The sequence below is a fragment of the Winogradskyella ursingii genome (assembly GCF_013403975.1).
In the GTDB taxonomy this organism is placed as follows: Bacteria; Bacteroidota; Bacteroidia; order Flavobacteriales; family Flavobacteriaceae; genus Winogradskyella; species Winogradskyella ursingii.
Genome location: NZ_JABFDH010000002.1, coordinates 778632 through 794914, shown reverse-complemented (window position 1 = coordinate 794914; position 16283 = coordinate 778632). Strand labels below are relative to the sequence as shown.

At 35.8% G+C, this 16283-nt stretch carries 19 protein-coding genes; 12 read left to right on the top strand and 7 right to left on the bottom strand.

The annotated features are described in order from the left end of the window. Window positions 1-2: 2 nt before the first annotated feature. Window positions 3-140: a FeoB-associated Cys-rich membrane protein gene (locus tag HM983_RS15800; RefSeq protein WP_218841829.1), complete on the top strand. Its 138-nt coding sequence runs from the start codon at window positions 3-5 to the stop codon at window positions 138-140. Between the two features lie 22 nt (window positions 141-162). Here the strand turns inward: HM983_RS15800 and HM983_RS07320 are convergent, their stop codons facing one another. After that, window positions 163-597 carry a hypothetical protein gene (locus HM983_RS07320; RefSeq protein ID WP_179344729.1) on the bottom strand — a complete coding sequence of 145 codons (435 nt, stop codon included), beginning with the start codon at window positions 595-597 and terminating at the stop codon, window positions 163-165. A 119-nt stretch (window positions 598-716) separates the two neighbouring features. On the opposite strand from HM983_RS07320, the gene HM983_RS07315 reads away from it, so the two are divergent. The 6 genes from HM983_RS07315 (at window position 717) to HM983_RS07290 (ending at window position 6283) form a co-directional block, all read left to right on the top strand. Then, window positions 717-1376 (top strand): metal-dependent transcriptional regulator, encoded by a 660-nt coding sequence (locus tag HM983_RS07315; protein WP_179344728.1) that lies wholly within the window; start codon window positions 717-719, stop codon window positions 1374-1376. Beyond that, window positions 1363-2232, top strand: a complete 870-nt coding sequence (locus tag HM983_RS07310; RefSeq protein WP_179344727.1) for a transporter — start codon at window positions 1363-1365, stop codon at window positions 2230-2232. The genes HM983_RS07315 and HM983_RS07310 overlap by 14 nt, the downstream gene beginning before the upstream one ends. Further along, entirely contained in the window at window positions 2186-3097 is a 912-nt protein-coding gene (locus tag HM983_RS07305) for a metal ABC transporter solute-binding protein, Zn/Mn family (protein ID WP_179344726.1), read from the top strand. The genes HM983_RS07310 and HM983_RS07305 overlap by 47 nt, the downstream gene beginning before the upstream one ends. Window positions 3098-3173: 76 nt before the next feature. Then, complete coding sequence (locus HM983_RS07300; RefSeq protein WP_179344725.1) at window positions 3174-3911, top strand: metal ABC transporter ATP-binding protein; 738 nt, start codon at window positions 3174-3176, stop codon at window positions 3909-3911. A gap of 64 nt (window positions 3912-3975) precedes the next feature. Beyond that, window positions 3976-5130, top strand: a complete 1155-nt coding sequence (locus HM983_RS07295) for a metal ABC transporter permease (protein WP_218841828.1) — start codon at window positions 3976-3978, stop codon at window positions 5128-5130. Then, on the top strand, window positions 5123-6283 hold the full coding sequence (locus tag HM983_RS07290; protein ID WP_179344724.1) for a metal ABC transporter permease: 1161 nt from the start codon (window positions 5123-5125) through the stop codon (window positions 6281-6283). The genes HM983_RS07295 and HM983_RS07290 overlap by 8 nt, the downstream gene beginning before the upstream one ends. Before the next feature lie 69 nt (window positions 6284-6352). Here the strand turns inward: HM983_RS07290 and HM983_RS07285 are convergent, their stop codons facing one another. Continuing rightward, on the bottom strand, window positions 6353-7138 hold the full coding sequence (locus HM983_RS07285) for a TerB family tellurite resistance protein (protein WP_179344723.1): 786 nt from the start codon (window positions 7136-7138) through the stop codon (window positions 6353-6355). A 181-nt stretch (window positions 7139-7319) separates the two neighbouring features. Here HM983_RS07285 and HM983_RS07280 point away from each other — a divergent pair, with 181 nt between their 5' ends. The 4 genes from HM983_RS07280 (at window position 7320) to HM983_RS07265 (ending at window position 10242) form a co-directional block, all read left to right on the top strand. Next, complete coding sequence (locus HM983_RS07280) at window positions 7320-7730, top strand: BrxA/BrxB family bacilliredoxin (protein ID WP_179344722.1); 411 nt, start codon at window positions 7320-7322, stop codon at window positions 7728-7730. A 104-nt stretch (window positions 7731-7834) separates the two neighbouring features. Continuing rightward, window positions 7835-8572 carry a lysophospholipid acyltransferase family protein gene (locus HM983_RS07275; protein ID WP_179344721.1) on the top strand — a complete coding sequence of 246 codons (738 nt, stop codon included), beginning with the start codon at window positions 7835-7837 and terminating at the stop codon, window positions 8570-8572. Window positions 8573-8590: 18 nt separating this feature from the next. After that, a complete protein-coding gene (locus HM983_RS07270) occupies window positions 8591-9571 on the top strand; it encodes an acyl-ACP desaturase (RefSeq protein WP_179344720.1) in 981 nt (326 codons plus the stop codon). An 11-nt stretch (window positions 9572-9582) separates the two neighbouring features. Continuing rightward, on the top strand, window positions 9583-10242 hold the full coding sequence (locus HM983_RS07265; protein ID WP_179344719.1) for an HD domain-containing protein: 660 nt from the start codon (window positions 9583-9585) through the stop codon (window positions 10240-10242). 79 nt (window positions 10243-10321) lie between these two features. Here HM983_RS07265 and HM983_RS07260 read toward each other — a convergent pair whose 3' ends face one another. Next, window positions 10322-11194, bottom strand: coding sequence for an AraC family transcriptional regulator (locus tag HM983_RS07260; RefSeq protein ID WP_179344718.1), 873 nt, complete (start codon window positions 11192-11194; stop codon window positions 10322-10324). Between the two features lie 246 nt (window positions 11195-11440). Between HM983_RS07260 and HM983_RS07255 the strand changes: the two genes are divergently transcribed. After that, window positions 11441-11998, top strand: coding sequence for a T9SS type A sorting domain-containing protein (locus HM983_RS07255; protein ID WP_179344717.1), 558 nt, complete (start codon window positions 11441-11443; stop codon window positions 11996-11998). A 69-nt stretch (window positions 11999-12067) separates the two neighbouring features. Here the strand turns inward: HM983_RS07255 and HM983_RS07250 are convergent, their stop codons facing one another. From HM983_RS07250 to HM983_RS07235, 4 genes are all read right to left on the bottom strand, one after another. After that, window positions 12068-13141, bottom strand: a complete 1074-nt coding sequence (locus HM983_RS07250; protein WP_179344716.1) for a PA0069 family radical SAM protein — start codon at window positions 13139-13141, stop codon at window positions 12068-12070. A 79-nt stretch (window positions 13142-13220) separates the two neighbouring features. Next, window positions 13221-14003 (bottom strand): enoyl-CoA hydratase/isomerase family protein, encoded by a 783-nt coding sequence (locus HM983_RS07245; RefSeq protein ID WP_179344715.1) that lies wholly within the window; start codon window positions 14001-14003, stop codon window positions 13221-13223. Window positions 14004-14089: 86 nt separating this feature from the next. After that, on the bottom strand, window positions 14090-15544 hold the full coding sequence (locus HM983_RS07240; protein ID WP_179344714.1) for a sensor histidine kinase: 1455 nt from the start codon (window positions 15542-15544) through the stop codon (window positions 14090-14092). Window positions 15545-15703: 159 nt separating this feature from the next. Then, window positions 15704-16255: a CopD family protein gene (locus HM983_RS07235; RefSeq protein ID WP_179344713.1), complete on the bottom strand. Its 552-nt coding sequence runs from the start codon at window positions 16253-16255 to the stop codon at window positions 15704-15706. Between the last annotated feature and the right edge of the window lie 28 nt (window positions 16256-16283).

The window sequence follows — 16283 nt, the reverse complement described above, 5'->3', positions numbered from 1 at the left end:
TTATGAATATCATTATCCAAAACATATTAGTCTTTTTAGCATTAGGATTGGCATTCGCATTCCTAATCAAAAAATATATTTGGTCACCAAAAAAGAAATCCGCTAATGGCTGCGGAACTGATGATTGTGGTTGTCACTAAACATTCTCAAAAAAAGCTGATACTATAAACTCTTAGGCTGAACCACAATTTGTAGTCGATAATCTTCATCTTTAGTTTCAATTCTAGTATCAGGATAAGGTGTTAAGTTAGATCCGTAAATCTTATAATCTTCAACGGCATAAACCAAATTATTGGCATCTATCACTACTCCACTAGCATCAATGGTCAATTTTCTCTTCTTGAAAAATTTTCCTTTTCTATAGATTAAAACCTCAACAATAGCTTCACCAGCCCTATTACACATTACGTTTTTAGGACATCTTGAATCAACTAACATTTTATTAAATTTTACGCTAATATCCGCAAAATCAACCATTTGTTGTAATTTTATTAGTTTACTGATATGCAGTGAGTCGTTATGGATTCGGGTTTGTGAAACCAAAGTGTTAAAACAACATATGATACAGAATGATGATAAAAAGATAAATTTCTTCATATTATAAATATATACCTTAAAGACTGTAAATATTGAACCATGTGACAATTTTATAAAATATTTTAGTTACATTTGAAAAATATTTAAGTAAGCTTAAATATTAATTAAAGTAGATAGAAATGTCAATTGCCATAGAAAACTTTGTAAAAGCCATTTACAATAATAATTCGCACGACGCGCATAATACCAAACCTGGCAATATTGCCAAAAAGTTAGGCATATCCAGTGCTGCCGCGACAGATATGGCAAAAAAATTAGCTGCTAAGAATTTATTGGATTACGAAAAATACCAAGAATTACAGCTTACTGATGCAGGTAAAAAAATGGCTCTAAACGTGATTAGAAAACACCGTTTGTGGGAAGCTTTTCTATTCAAAATGTTTGATATGTCCCTACACGATATCCACAAAGAGGCTGAACTGTTAGAACACCAAACCTCAGATTTGTTGGCTGAAAAAATAAGCGCCTTTTTAGGTCACCCAAAATTCGATCCTCACGGTGACCCTATCCCAAATGAACATGGAGAAATCACCACAACGGACACCTCTATACCTCTTTCTGAAGCTGAAGCTGGAAAAAATTATATCATTTCTCGCTTGACAAGTGACGATAAAGAATTTTTTGAGTTTTGTGCCAATCAAAAATTAAAATACGGTAACGAAATAACAGTTTCTAAGCAGTTTCAAAAAAACAAAATGACCGAACTATCTGTACAGAACAATACAATATTATTAAACGAAGATTTTTCAAACTTAATTTATGTCAATGCAATCAACTAAAAATTTACCTATTCTAATTCTGGCATTCCTGACTTTCACGTTATGCTCATTTTCACAAGAAAACGAAATCTCAGACCCATTGGTCACGGACAGACCAGATGCAACGGAAGCCTCATCTACAGTTGGCAAAAACGTTTTACAGTTTGAAACAGGTGGATTATACGAATCGTTTGAAGCAAACAATATTAAATCCGAAAACTACACCTATAACACTATGCTTATTAGGTACGGAATCTTAGATAATCTTGAATTACGATTAGGCTGGGATTTTGTAGAAGGTGTCACAAAAGTAAATGGGAATAAATTGGACAATGTCACAAGCGGATTATCACCTCTTCTTTTAGGAGTAAAAATAGACATTGCCGAAGAAAACGGAGCTATGCCAGAAATCGCTGTGATTGGTCATGTATTTCCAATATTTAGCGCTTCAGAAGATTATAGACCAGAAACAACAGGTGTAGATTTCAGATTTTCCTTTGCACATACCTTGAGTGAAAATTCAAGTATCGGATATAACATTGGTGCAGAATGGGGAAATGATTCGCCCGAAACTGCTGCAATTTACACGCTCGCTTACGGCTACAGTTTTACGGATAGATGGGGAATGTATGCCGAAGTTTATGGAGATTTACCGGAAGACAGTTCTGCCAACCACTTTTGGGATGCAGGATTTACCTATTTGGTTTGTGATGATTTACAATTAGACACATATTTCGGTACGAGTTTTACAGAAGGACAAGATATTTTGATTGGTGCAGGATTGAGTTATAGAGTGAAATCGAATCAAACAATAATTGAAACTATTAATAATGAAAAAACAAATACTCACACTTTTAATCGCAACCCTGTTATTTAGCTGTAAAAATGAAAAAGAGTCAAACGGAAAACTAAATGTAGTTACAACAACAACCATGATTACCGATTTGGTTGAAAATATTGGAGGAGATCACATAAATGTCGAAGGATTAATGGGAAGTGGAGTCGATCCGCACCTATATAAAGCCAGCGAAGGCGACGTGACAAAACTCGTCAATGCAGACATTATTTTTTACAACGGATTGCACCTTGAAGGAAAATTGGTTGAAGTCTTCGAAAAAATGGGAAGCCAAACCAAAACACCAATTGCTTTGGGCGAAGTATTGGACAAAAACACCTTGATAGGCTCAGATTATTTCGCATCCAATTACGATCCACATGTGTGGTTCAATATTGAATATTTCAAACAATTTGCTGAAAAAGTCACTGCAGTTCTATCTGAAAAAAATCCTGAGAACGCTTCAAAATTTGAAACAAACAAGAATGACTATTTAAAAAAACTGGACAATCTTCAACAAAATATAACATCTATAATAGAGACCTTACCAAAGGACAAACGCATATTGGTAACTGCCCATGACGCATTTAACTATTTTGGGAAATCATACGGGTTTGAAGTCGTTGGTCTTCAAGGTTTATCGACGGCCACAGAAGCAGGAGTACAGGACGTACAAAGAATAGCAGCATTTATTATTGAAAATAATATTAAAGCCATTTTTGTTGAAAGTTCAGTACCAAGACGTACTATTGAAGCGTTGCAAGCCGCAGTGAAGTCCAAAGGACACGATGTGGAAATTGGTGGCACTCTTTATTCTGATGCACTCGGAAATACCGGAACAGTTGAAGGCACCTATATCGGCATGTTCGAGTATAATGTGAAAACGATTGTTGATGCTTTAAAATGACACTAACTGTCATCCTGAACTTGATTCAGGATCTCATCAAAATAGACTCCAAATTGAGCGCGAAAAGACAAAAAATATGGAAAACACAATAGCCGTTAAAGTAGACGACCTAACCGTAGCATACAACTACAAACCGGTACTTTGGGACATCGATCTAGAAATCCCAGAAGGAGTTCTCATGGCCATTGTGGGCCCAAACGGAGCAGGGAAATCCACACTTATAAAAGCCATTTTGGGCATTTTAAAACCCATTGCGGGAAGCGTTTCTATATACGGAAAACCTTATGAAAAGCAAAGACAATTAGTCGCTTACGTTCCCCAAAAAGGAAGTGTAGATTGGGATTTTCCAACAACTGCATTAGATGTTGTGATGATGGGAACCTACGGCAGTTTAGGTTGGATAAAGAGACCAGGACAAAAAGAAAAAAAAGCAGCATTAGAAGCTTTGGAAAAAGTCGGGATGTTGGCTTTTAAAGGACGGCAAATTAGTCAGCTTTCCGGAGGTCAGCAACAGCGTATATTTTTGGCAAGAGCCTTGGTGCAAAATGCATCCATTTATTTTATGGATGAGCCGTTTCAGGGTGTGGATGCTTCAACTGAAATTGCAATCATCAATATTTTAAAGGCATTACGAAAAGCAGGGAAAACGGTTATTGTTGTTCATCACGATTTACAGACCGTTCCAGAATATTTTGATTGGGTAACATTTTTAAATGTCAAGAAAATCGCCACAGGTCCAGTTAAGGATATTTTTAATGATGATAATTTAACAAAGACTTACGGGATTAATTATAAGGTAAGCATACAAGAGTAATTGACATTCCTGCAAAGGCAGGAATCTGATGAATTGAAACTAAAATAAAATTTGAAAAAGTAGGATGAGATTCCTGCTTTCGCAGGAATTTGTGGATATAAAAGAATACATAGAACTCGTCTTTACAGACTACACGCTAAGAACCATCACACTTGGTACTGCAATCCTTGGTGCAGTAACTGGAATGCTTGGGAGTTTTGCGGTACTAAGAAAACAAAGTCTTTTGGGTGACGCTATTTCCCATGCAGCATTGCCAGGCATTGCCATCGCCTTTTTAATCACTGGAGCAAAAGACACCAACACTTTATTACTTGGAGCATTAGTCAGTGGATTGATCGGCACCTTTTGGATCCGAGGTATTGTGACTAAAACACATCTCAAATCTGATACGGCTTTGGGATTAATTCTCTCTTTATTTTTTGGATTTGGAATGTTGTTGCTCACATTTATACAAAAACAGCCTAATGCCAATCAAGCAGGATTGGATAAATATCTTTTTGGGCAAGCAGCAACATTAGTTGAAAGTGATGTTTGGACTATGGCAATCGTTACCGGAATTTGTTTATTGGTAATGCTCACCTTTTGGAAGGAATTCAAGATTTTATTGTTCGATGCAGATTATACCAAAACTCTTGGTTTCAATACCAAGACCATTGATATCCTAATTACCAGTTTTATAGTTTTAGCTATTGTTTTAGGGCTTCAAACGGTAGGTGTGGTTTTAATGAGCGCTATGCTTTTGGCACCAGCTGCTGCAGCCAGACAATGGACTAATAGTCTTTCGGTCATGGTACTTTTGGCTGCTATTTTTGGAGCGTTTTCTGGAGTATTTGGTACCGCTATTAGTGCGAGCCAGAATAATTTGTCCACTGGACCTGTAATCGTTTTGGTTGCAAGTGTTTTTGTTGCGTTCTCGTTTATATTTTCACCTAGTCGTGGATTGCTTTTTAAACAAATTCGATTTATTAAAAATAGACGTGATTTAGAATTACACAAGACCTTGGCGTTTATGTACAATATTGCCGAAACACACGAAGATATTTCACATCCTCATGCTATCAAACTGTTGAATAATTTTCAAGGTTATACACGTTCTACACTTCAGAAATTAGTTGATAAGGACTATGTGAAAATCGATGGAAATATGTGGAGCTTAACTGAAAGAGGATTTGAAACTGCTTCAAATTTATACACAAAACAATCCACCGAAGATGAGTAGCGCACAGATAGAAATACAGTTGATTGCAAGTTTGGTAGCAGTTGCATGTGCTATTCCTGGAACATTTTTGGTACTCCGAAAAATGGCGATGATTAGTGATGCGATTAGCCATTCCATTTTACCAGGCATTGTGATTGGTTTCTTTATTACGCACGATTTAAATTCACCGTTATTAATTCTTTTAGCCGCATTTACAGGAATTATTACGGTTGTTCTAGTAGAATACATTCAGAAAACAGGCTTGGTAAAAGAAGATACAGCGATAGGTTTAGTGTTCCCAGCTTTGTTCAGTATTGGTGTAATAATGATTGCCAAAAACGCCAATGATGTGCATTTGGATGTGGATGCTGTTTTGTTGGGAGAATTAGCTTTTGCTCCATTTGATAGGCTAATAATTGGTGGAACAGATGTTGGGCCAAAATCGCTTTGGATTATTGGCATGATACTTCTAATAACAATATCACTATTAATCGCTTTTTTCAAGGAATTAAAAGTCAGCACGTTTGATAAAGGTTTAGCGGCTTCGCTTGGGTTTTCACCAGCTATAATTCACTACGGTTTAATGTCCGTTTCATCTGTCACTACAGTTGGTGCGTTTGATGCTGTAGGTGCAATTTTGGTTGTTGCATTAATGATTGCACCTGCTGCAACTGCCTATTTATTAACAACCGATTTAAAGAAAATGCTCGCATTGTCTATTGGTTTCGGGATTTTCAGTGCCGTTTTTGGATATTGGGTAGCACATTGGCTGGATGCTTCAATTGCTGGCTCAATTACAACCGTTCTTGGTTTAGTATTCCTATTGGTTTATCTATTTGCGCCCAGTAAAGGTGTTATTGCTGTAATGTATCGCGAAAAACAACAACGAAAGGAAGTTTCATTATTAACCTTTTTACTTCATCTTAAAAACCATGATGAAATTTCTGAACGTCACGTAAAGCATCTCAACGAACACATCAATTGGCAAAAGGTTCGTTCAAGAAGTGTTTTGGATTTGGCTCTAAAAAATAATATGATCGATATTGAAAATCAAATTGTATCGCTTACTAAAAAAGGAGATGAATTCACTTCAAAGGCGATCGATTACATCATTACAAACAGAGATGCTCAGATTGAGGATATGAAAGATGATTTCTTTTTGTTTAGAGGGTAAATCGATTAATGAATTACCGTTTTTGCTTTTCAGAAACTTTAAGCTGAGACTGCTACTGAAAACTGCAACCTACTTAAACCCACGCTCCTTTTGGATATGCTCATAAGCTTGTTGTACCTGCCTAAATTTTTCCTCTGCACCTTCCTGATGTTCTTTACCTAAATGCCCAACACGGTCAGGATGGTACTTCTTTGCCATGGTTCGGTAGGCTCTTTTCACCTCATCATCGGAAGCAGATTTATCAATTTCAAGAATTTTATAAGCATTGTTTGTACTATTATAAAACATCGCTTTTATACTTTCATAATCTTTATTGCTGATGCCAATGTAACCCGCTATGGTGTAAATTTGTCTTACTTCATCTTCAGTAACATGGCCATCTGCTTTAGCAATTCCGAATAAAAAATGAAGTAATTGTAAGCGCGATGGATGGTCCATCATTTGTTTAATTTGCTTACAGACCTGACGTGTAGAAATGTCCTGCTTGTTAATTTGCTTAAATAATTTAAAAGCATGATTGGCACGCTCTTTACCGTACATGTTACTGAACTGCTGTCGCACAAAATCAAGCTCTCGCTGATCTTGTTTCCCATCGGCTTTAATTACTATAGAAGCTAAGATTAAAAGGCTCACTTCAAAGTCACCAGACTGAGTCCGTGGCCTCTCTTGTGTTCTTGTTCTAGTGCGTTGATAAGGATCATACTGTCGTCTTCCCGTTTGGCGTTCACCCAACAATGGCGTTCCATTACCAGCAATATTATCGACAAAGCTACCTGTGGCCAATCCAATTATAGCACCTATAGGCCCACCAAAAGACCAGCCAATAGCACCACCTATCCATTTTGCAAAACTCATATAGTATTTTAAAATTTATTGAGGCATAAATATACCACTATGTTAGTAGAAACTTTCATCGATTTGTTACGATTGAAAACACAAATAGTACAATTAAAAGTGCTAACCGTAGACTGTCATATGCCTACTATTTTTCATTATCTTTGCAATTCAAAATTAAGACGAATTAAAATCAAGAAATATGTATCCAGCAGAATTAGTAAAACCAATGCGTGCCGATTTAACCAGCGTAGGTTTTGAAGAATTACATACAGAAGAAGCCGTTGATAACGCACTAGCCAAAGAAGGCACAACCTTAGTGGTTGTAAATTCGGTTTGTGGTTGTGCGGCAGCCAATGCAAGACCTGGCGCAAGAATGAGTTTAGACAACGATAAAAAACCCGAAAATTTAGTAACAGTTTTTGCCGGTGTAGATAGAGAGGCCACGGATAAGGCGCGCGCGCACATGGTTCCATTTCCTCCGAGTTCTCCAAGCATCGCTTTATTTAAAGATGGTGAATTGGTACACATGTTAGAGCGACACCACATTGAAGGTCGTCCTGCAGAACTTATTGCAGAAAACCTTATGGATGCTTACAATCAGCATTGTTAATTTTATGTCATTGCGATGACACCAAAATTTTTAAGTAATGATTTAAACCACGAATTAATTCGTGGTTTTTTTGTGCATCGTTACCATTAATTTATTTTTACGGCATGAGAAAATTATTGGCCTATCCGCTTACCGTTTTATACTTGATTTTGTTCGGGTTAACATTGGTTGTTTTTCATCCCATACAATGGTTTTGCTTTAATGTTTTGGGTTATCAAGCTCATAAAAAGAGTGTTGATGCACTACAATTTTTTCTAATGCGCTGTCTAAACGTTTTGGGCACCCGCTTTACATTTAATAACCCACATCAAATAACAAAAGAAAGGCCATTAATCATTGTATCTAACCATCAAAGTATGTATGATATCTCACCTATTATGTGGCATCTTCGCAAGCATCATGTGAAATTTGTAGCTAAAAAAGAATTAGGTCATGGTATACCAAGCGTCTCTTATAATTTACGTCATGGAGGATCAGTTTTAATCGACAGAAAAAATCCGCGCCAAGCTTTACCAGCTATGATGAAATTTGGTGAGTACATCGAAAACACTAAACGTGCAGCCGTTATTTTTCCAGAAGGCACACGAAGTAAGGACGGTACACCAAAACCATTTAGAGCCAGAGGTCTAGAAATTCTAATTAAAAAGGCACCTTCTGCCTTGATTGTGCCAATAACTGTTAATAATTCGTGGAAAATGTTAAGGTATGGTAAATTTCCAATGGGAATAGGAAATCATATCAAATTTACTGTGCACAAACCTTTAGAAATTGCTAACTTTACTAATAAAGCCGAATTGATGCAACAGGTTGAGCAAACCATCATCAATGGCATTATAAAGTAACCATAAAACACCACAAAAATGTCGTTGAAAAATGTAAGATTGGAAGTGATGCAACATCTCGAAAAAGATGTTGATTCCCTAATAGAAAAATACTTAATCCCAGTAGACAGTATCTGGCAACCCACTGATTTTTTACCTAATTCGGAAAGTGAGAAATTTTATGATGAAGTTAGAGAGATCCGTGAACTATCTAAAGAACTACCTTATGATTTTTGGGTAGTCCTAGTCGGAGATATGATAACAGAAGAGGCATTACCAACTTATGAATCTTGGCTAATGGATGTTGAAGGTGTGGGACAAGTAGAACGAAACGCATGGTCTAAATGGGTAAGACACTGGACGGCCGAAGAAAATCGACATGGAGATGTTCTCAACAAATACCTCTACCTTTCTGGGCGCGTTAATATGCGTGAAATTGAAAAAACAACACAACATCTCATAGCAGACGGTTTTGATATTGGTACAGATAGAGATCCTTACAAAAACTTTGTCTATACTAGCTTTCAGGAATTAGCTACTTACATTTCGCACAATCGCGTCGCTAAAATTGCCAAAGAAAAAGGTAATAAGCAATTAGCTAAAATGTGCCGTATTATTTCTGGTGACGAGATGCGACACCACCATGCTTATGCCGAATTTGTAGAACGAATTTTTACAGTAGACCCAAGCCAAATGATGATGGCATTTCACTACATGATGAAACAAAAAATTGCAATGCCAGCCCATTTTTTACGCGAATCTGGCGGAAAAATAAGCACTGCTTTTGAAGAATTTTCAAATACCGCTCAGCGTATTGGTGTGTATACTTCTGCAGATTACGTGGATATTCTTCAAAAATTAATTGAGCGTTGGGATATTGCCAACATTAAAGATTTATCTGACGAAGCCGAAAAAGCACGAGACTATCTCATGAAATTACCAGCACGCATGATGCGTTTAGCGGAACGTATGAAAATACCGGAAAATTCATATCAATTTAAATGGGTTGAGCCTGCTTAAAATCTTGTGATATGCGTATCAAAAGTCCTATTATAAATTCGACCATATCTTTTGTGAAACAAGAACTTAAAGATGCGGAAGGTGGTCACGACTGGTTTCACACAGAGCGTGTATACAAAAATGCTTTGCTAATTTCAAAATCTGAACCTGTAGATATTTTGGTTGTGTCTTTGGCAGCACTACTACATGATATTGCGGATTCTAAATTTTTTAAGGGAGATGAAACCATTGGCCCAAAAAAAGCCAGAGAATTTCTTTTAAAAAACAATGTAGATAGTGGCATCATAGAACATGTGATTCAGATTATTGAAAATATGTCCTTTAAGAATTCTTTTGATTCGGACGCTACTTTTACTTCAAAGGAAATGAAAGTGGTACAGGACGCAGACCGTTTGGATGCCATTGGTGCCATTGGTATTGCGCGCTGTTTTAATTATGGCGGTTTTAAGAACAGACCACTTTACAATCCAGAGATTGAGCCAAATCTAACAATGACGAAAGCGGAGTACAAAGTTTCAGATGCACCAACTATAAATCATTTTTACGAAAAACTACTACTCCTAAAAGATCAAATGAATACCAAAACCGGAAAGCAAATAGCTTCGGATAGGCACAAGTTTATGGAAAGCTTTTTGAAACAATTTTATGCTGAGTGGGAAGGTAAAATTTAATTAATTTTCTTTGGCTACTTTAAGAGAAATCATTTTATACTCAATCGTCTCCATGACTGTGCCTTTTAAGATTTATTGATTATTGCAGTATTAGTTTGAGTTCTCCTCTGTATTTCGAAGCACTTTTTCCGGTAAACTCCTTAAATAATTTATTGAAGTGAGAAAAATTATTAAAACCACATTCAAAACATATATCCGTAATACTCATTTGGCTCTCAGATAAAAGTTTGGTTGCATGTACTACCCTATATTCATTTACCAATTTTGTAAATGTTTTGCCAGTGACTCTTTTAAAATATCGACAGAATGCAGGCACTGTCATGCTTACCTTATCTGCAATTTCATCTAAACTAATATGCTCTTTAAAATTTTGATTAACATGCTTAAAGACTATATCTATTTTTGCACTATCCTGTGGTTCTGCTTCAAAAGCAAATCCATCTGCGTTTAACAATGTATAGTCGTCTGACTTTGCTAGGCCATGAAAAACTTCCAGCAACACCAATATTTTTTTAAAACCTTCTTTTTCTGGTACTTTCTCAATCTTCTTACCCATTTTCTGCTTGGTTTTAACACCAAAAACAATTCCTTTTTTAGCTCTTTCAAAAAGTTGCTTTATAGGTTCCATTTCTGGAATATCAAAAAAATGATCACCTAAGAAATCGGGTTTAAACTGAATAAGCGTTTCACTGCCACTAACTGTTAGCCTGTCTATAAAACCGTTATGTGGTAAATTAGATCCAATTAGTAACAATTGACTATTGTTAAAATATGAGAGATGGTTGCCTATATGACGTTTACCAGCACCCTTATTTACATAGACCAATTCCATTTCCGGATGAAAATGCCAAAATGGCTTTTTATCGCCCATATAAGCTTCATGCTTACGAACCTTGAGCGAACTACCAAATTCTGGACTTATTTTTTCTAGTATGGGTTGTCTAACTTTCATTATGACGCAAAATTAAGTCTTATCACGTTAAAAAACTATATACAATTACCATAATTCTATGTTATTTTAACCGAAATGGTTTTCGTAAATTGATATGAGGTTAATTTTACACACATATTAGCCAAAATGCTTGTTTTTTAAGCTTGGTAAGCACTCTAAATTTGTACTGTAATTAATTACGAAAGCTGAAAGGTTTCAGCTCAAAACAAATTAGAAATAACTTTTTAAATTTTAAAACCCCAAGTAATGAAAACAATAACAAAAAACATTTTAGTAATAGCCTTAGTGCTAGGAACATTATCGAGCTATGCCAACGTCAATGTAAATCATCCTTCAAAAAACAAAATTACCAACAAAGGTGATATGGTTTATATTTATGATTCGGAAGGTGTATTAGTATTTTCGGACAAAATGGAACGTAATGGTGACCTTCGTTCTATGTTTGATTTTTCAAATCTAAAAAATGGTGTTTACACTATCGAAATCAACAAGGATTTTGAAATCTCAATGCACACTTTTAAAATTGAAAATCACAATATTCGCTTTATTGAAGAAGCTAAAAAAACCATTCACAAACCTGTAATTAGAACTGAAAAATCTAGAGTTCTTATTTCTAAATTGGCTTTGGACAATAACGAAATGAAGGTTGAACTTTATTTCGGAAATCAATTGATTTATTCTGAAACATTAAGTGATAAATCAATTATTAATCGTGTGTACAAATTAGATAAAACAGAAATTGGTGATTACACGGCAGTGATTAAATCTAATGGTAGAATTTATGTCGAGAATTTTAAAATATAAACTAGATTGTTGTTTATAATTCCTTTATTTATTAGAAAGAGAGTGAGCTTTAGGGCTCACTTTTTTTATTTAGAACAATTTCATTTGTCCAACTTTGTGTTGTTCGTGCAGCTCTGTATTTAATTTAGGCATAGATTTGCCTTTAAAATACTTTAATCTAGCCAATGTCACAGTATCATTAATTTGTTTGGCAATTTGCCCTTCGCCACGCATTCTAACACCGTATCTACTTTCGTTGAGTGTTCCTCCATGGCAATTTTCAATTTGATGCAGAACTTTATCGGCTCTGTCTGGTAGTGTTTTCTTAATCCAATCGGTGAAAATTTCACCAATGGCTCCGTTTAATCTCACGATGGTATGTGATATATTTAATGCTCCAGCTTCTGAAACTGCCTTTGCCAAAGGTAAAATCTCATGACTGTTTATAGATGGAATTATGGGTGCCAACATCACGTTCACAGGAATTCCGTTTTGACTTAATTCCTTTACCACCTGTAATCTTCGTTTAATCGTTGCTGTTCTTGGTTCTAAAATGCGTCTGGTGTCTTCTGAAAGTGATGTTATTGAAACATTAACAGCAATTAAATCATCCTCTGCCAATTGTTTTAAAATATCCAAATCGCGAAGAATCAATGCATTTTTAGTGATGATTGCCGTTGGGTGCTTGTACTTTAAAAAAACTTCGAGACACTGTCTGGTTAACTCAAATTTCTTTTCGGAAGGTTGGTAACAATCGGTATTACCCGACATAACTATAGTCTGGGCTTTCCAGCTTTTCTTTTTGAGGTGTTGTTCCAAAAGTTTTGGTGCATCTTTTTTGACTAAAATTCGCCGTTCAAAATCGAGTCCAGCACTGTAACCCCAAAACTCGTGGCTGTTACGTGCGTAACAATAAATGCAACCGTGTTCGCAACCTTGGTACATATTCATTGAATATGCCATACCCACATCTGGACTTGTGACTTTGTTAACGATAGTTTTAGGAAATACATTGAGGTATTGTGTTTTGTTTAGATCCACTTCCTCACCTTCTTTTTGGCAGAATTCCAAGAAGTCGTTACGTATTTCGTGGGATAATTCAAAAAAGCGATTATGTACATTTTTTTGTGCGCCACGACCCTTTATTTGCGATTTGGAATCCATTCCGCTAAATTAAAACAGAACGGATTTGGGTGTTGCTATTGGTTGTAGTTTTAAGAATTAAAATTCTGTAAAACAAAAATCATTTCCCAGTAAACTCAGCCTTACGCTTCTCTAAAAAAGCCGTTGTACCTTCGGTAAAATCTTCGGTCCCAAAACAGTTACCAAAAGCTTCAATTTCTACGTCATATCCATTGATGCCATCTTTGTAATTGGCATTAATGGCTCTAATTGCTTCAGCAATAGCAACTGAGGAATTACGCATAATTTTGTTTGCGATTTTTTCACAAAACTCAATAAGTTCATCTTGTTCAGTGACGTGATTTACCAACCCGTAATGTAACGCTTGTGCCGCATCTATCATACCCGCTGTCATTATCATTTCCATAGCTCTGCCCTTACCAACCAATTGTGGCAAACGTTGTGTACCTCCATATCCTGGAATAACTCCAAGAGATGTTTCTGGTAATCCCATTTTGGCATTATTGCTCGCAACCCTAAAGTGGCAAGCCATCGCCAATTCCAATCCGCCTCCCAGTGCAAATCCATTGACTGCTGCGATAACTGGTGTGCTTAGATTTTCGACAAAATTGAACAACAGGTTTTGACCTTGTGCCGCAAGTTTTCCACCTTCTTCGACACTAAAATCTGCAAATTCGCTAATATCTGCACCAGCTACAAATGCCTTTTCGCCACTACCTGTGAGGATGATGACTTTAGTATCTTTACTATTATTTGCATCATTAAAAGCATTGTGCAATTCTTCAATAGTTGCTTTGTTGAGAGCGTTTAATTTTTTTGGTCGATCAATTTTAATAGTTGTTATGCCGTTGAAGGTTGATGATGTAATGTTTTCGTAATTCATAAAACGTGTTTTTATCCCGAAATTATTTCAGTATTGAATGATTTATATTTTTCGTGAAATCCAGAAACGAATTCCGGATAATAATGTTATTCCTTAGGAAACGTAACCACGAACGTGGTACCTTTTTCAATTCCTGATGTAAAGTTAATACTTCCATTATAAGTTTCCACAATATTTTTTACCATGGCCAGACCTAATCCCATTCCACTCGATTTTGTGGTGAATTTAGGCTCAAAAACTTTTTCTTTATTTTTCTCTGAAATTCCCACTCCATTATCTTCTACCGTAATTTTCACATCATTACCTCGAGTAAACACACGGACTTTAATCATTGGGTTTTCGGCTTCTTCTGGTATGGCTTGGATACCATTTTTAACCAAATTAGTTACAACTCTTATCAATTGTGTTCTGTCAAATTTGGCAATGATCTCTTCTTCTTCGGCTTCGAAAGAAATATAATGTTCGTTAAAAATATCCAATGCTAATTTTACGATGTGGACCACATTAAGCACTTCACTTTTCTGTGCTGGCATTTTTGCGAAATTGGAAAACGCAGAAGCAATAGAACTCATGGTATCTATTTGCTGAATTAAGGTATTACTATATTCCTCGACCTTCTGATGAATATTTTCATCTTCCGGGTCAAACTTTCGTTGAAAACTTTGCACGCTCAATCGCATTGGTGTTAGCGGATTTTTAATTTCGTGCGCTACTTGTTTTGCCATTTCTCGCCACGCTTGCTCACGTTCACTAGTAGCTAACTTTACAGCTGAGGCTTCTAGCTCCTCAATCATGCTATTATAAGAATTGACGAGTGTTTCTATTTCTTCGCTAGATGAGTTTATTTCAATCTTTTTATTTCGTTTTTCTAACCTAATTTCATTCATCTTTTCACTAATGGTTTTAAGTGACCTAGTAATGTATTTTGAAATGAAATAGGCGAAGAAAATAGCGACCAAAATCATTACTAAATAGGCATAACCCAAACGCAACAGAAACTCTTTCAACTCACGATTTAGAAAATCGTCGTTTTCTAGATAGGGAAGATTTAAAATGGCTAGATTTTTAAATTTTTCGTCTGTGATGTATGAATATGAAGACTGGAATATCTCACCATTCTTTTCATTTTTAACCACATGTCTATGTTCTGCAGTGCTCGAAAGTTCATTTAGTATTTCAGCATCTAAGCAATCGTCTAAAGTATCTCTTTGTATGGTTCGCTTTGAACTTTTGAGCAGTTGCCCTTCTAAATCATAGAGATTTACCTGCAAACTATGAATCGCATCGATATCAAAGATTTCATCCTTAAAAATTAATGGAATATTTTCTGTTGTGACCTCGTAAGTTGTTTCTCTGATGACAAAATCAATGCTCTGCCTGATGGCTTTTTCTTTTCTTTCTAGGCGTTCCCTATGGTAATCCTGTGCCTCTTCATGGTATTGGTAAATAGTCACTGCCGCAATCAAAACAGAAGCCACCAACACAAGAAGTATCATGGCAACGAATATTCTGGCTCTTAAGGACAGTCGTTTTAATTTCATATAAATACCCGGAAATGGGAATCTTTTATTCTGAATTATAAGTTTTTAAATATAGCAATAATCAAACCAAAGATACTTTGTACGAATTCCAAATTATAAAATTTAAAATTCTAATGGTTAATGATTTAAAGTTTAGTGTGCGACTACTGGAATTATTATTTAAGCATTTGGATTGTTAGACCTTATTTTTTTATAAAGTTTGAAACCAAGCATGAGTAGAATCCCCAAAACTATGATGCCAATGACACCAAATATCCAATTGATTGTGCTCTTCAAAATCACTAAAAACACCACTGCAAAAAGAATAAAAGTTGCTCCTTCATTCCAAATACGCATAAAGTTTGATGTTACTTTTACCTCATCTCTTTGAAGCTGTTTATAATAAAGATGTGTTTTGAAATGATAGATAAAAAGCAACAACACAAAGGTGAGCTTAACATGCATCCAACCTTCTTCTAGCCAACTTGGAATAAGAATTATTAACCAAATCGCAAAAATAGTGGCTAATATGGCAGATGGCCAAGTAATGATGTACCACAAGCGTTTTGTCATTAACTTTAATTGTTTTCCTAAAATTTCCTTGTCTGGTGACGGTTTGTGAAAGGCTTCAATTTGATATACGAATAGTCGCGGAATATAGAATAGTCCTGCAAACCAAGTTATCACAAAGATTAAGTGAAGAGATTTTATGTAGTTGTAGTATTCTATCATGTTTAAGGTATCAATGGGTCTCGACTAC

What these genes read in the sequence shown, in the direction of transcription:
- HM983_RS07265 (WP_179344719.1), top strand. Translation starts at nt 9,583, where the DNA reads ATGCGTATCAAAAGTCCTATTATAAATTCGACCATATCTTTTGTGAAA.
- HM983_RS07260 (WP_179344718.1), bottom strand. Translation starts at nt 11,194, where the DNA reads ATGAAAGTTAGACAACCCATACTAGAAAAAATAAGTCCAGAATTTGGT.
- HM983_RS07275 (WP_179344721.1), top strand. Translation starts at nt 7,835, where the DNA reads ATGAGAAAATTATTGGCCTATCCGCTTACCGTTTTATACTTGATTTTG.
- HM983_RS07250 (WP_179344716.1), bottom strand. Translation starts at nt 13,141, where the DNA reads ATGGATTCCAAATCGCAAATAAAGGGTCGTGGCGCACAAAAAAATGTA.
- HM983_RS07255 (WP_179344717.1), top strand. Translation starts at nt 11,441, where the DNA reads ATGAAAACAATAACAAAAAACATTTTAGTAATAGCCTTAGTGCTAGGA.
- HM983_RS07235 (WP_179344713.1), bottom strand. Translation starts at nt 16,255, where the DNA reads ATGATAGAATACTACAACTACATAAAATCTCTTCACTTAATCTTTGTG.
- HM983_RS07305 (WP_179344726.1), top strand. Translation starts at nt 2,186, where the DNA reads ATGAAAAAACAAATACTCACACTTTTAATCGCAACCCTGTTATTTAGC.
- HM983_RS07290 (WP_179344724.1), top strand. Translation starts at nt 5,123, where the DNA reads ATGAGTAGCGCACAGATAGAAATACAGTTGATTGCAAGTTTGGTAGCA.
- HM983_RS07310 (WP_179344727.1), top strand. Translation starts at nt 1,363, where the DNA reads ATGCAATCAACTAAAAATTTACCTATTCTAATTCTGGCATTCCTGACT.
- HM983_RS07320 (WP_179344729.1), bottom strand. Translation starts at nt 597, where the DNA reads ATGAAGAAATTTATCTTTTTATCATCATTCTGTATCATATGTTGTTTT.
- HM983_RS15800 (WP_218841829.1), top strand. Translation starts at nt 3, where the DNA reads ATGAATATCATTATCCAAAACATATTAGTCTTTTTAGCATTAGGATTG.
- HM983_RS07280 (WP_179344722.1), top strand. Translation starts at nt 7,320, where the DNA reads ATGTATCCAGCAGAATTAGTAAAACCAATGCGTGCCGATTTAACCAGC.
- HM983_RS07245 (WP_179344715.1), bottom strand. Translation starts at nt 14,003, where the DNA reads ATGAATTACGAAAACATTACATCATCAACCTTCAACGGCATAACAACT.
- HM983_RS07240 (WP_179344714.1), bottom strand. Translation starts at nt 15,544, where the DNA reads ATGAAATTAAAACGACTGTCCTTAAGAGCCAGAATATTCGTTGCCATG.
- HM983_RS07295 (WP_218841828.1), top strand. Translation starts at nt 3,976, where the DNA reads ATGAGATTCCTGCTTTCGCAGGAATTTGTGGATATAAAAGAATACATA.
- HM983_RS07300 (WP_179344725.1), top strand. Translation starts at nt 3,174, where the DNA reads ATGGAAAACACAATAGCCGTTAAAGTAGACGACCTAACCGTAGCATAC.
- HM983_RS07315 (WP_179344728.1), top strand. Translation starts at nt 717, where the DNA reads ATGTCAATTGCCATAGAAAACTTTGTAAAAGCCATTTACAATAATAAT.
- HM983_RS07270 (WP_179344720.1), top strand. Translation starts at nt 8,591, where the DNA reads ATGTCGTTGAAAAATGTAAGATTGGAAGTGATGCAACATCTCGAAAAA.
- HM983_RS07285 (WP_179344723.1), bottom strand. Translation starts at nt 7,138, where the DNA reads ATGAGTTTTGCAAAATGGATAGGTGGTGCTATTGGCTGGTCTTTTGGT.